This is a genomic window from Leifsonia sp. SIMBA_070, assembly GCF_046534635.1.
Classification (GTDB): domain Bacteria; phylum Actinomycetota; class Actinomycetes; order Actinomycetales; family Microbacteriaceae; genus Leifsonia.
The window spans coordinates 1-229 of the sequence record NZ_JAWRYK010001067.1 but is presented as its reverse complement, the minus strand read 5'-3'; the positions used below and the strand labels follow the sequence as shown (position 1 = coordinate 229).

At 64.2% G+C, this 229-nt stretch carries 1 pseudogene; it reads right to left on the bottom strand.

The features are described from left to right. Positions 1 to 229 (bottom strand): annotated as a pseudogene (locus tag SB754_RS23420) (hypothetical protein); the annotation flags it as partial.

Sequence of the window (229 nt, the reverse complement as noted above, 5' to 3'; positions counted from 1 at the left end):
CGCGGAGGCGGGGATCTTCTCACCGCAGGTGTACGGCACCTGATCATTGACCTCGGCGATGACAACGCGGGCCTTGGCGACCGCGGCCTGTACGTAGTCGCTGATGAGGCCAAGGCTGTGGTTGCCGTCGGCGTCAGCCGGACTGACCTGGATCAGTGCGATGTCGCAACCCATGTAGCCGGCGGTGATCATCGGGGCTATCTGACCGACGTGGCACGGAAGTACCTCC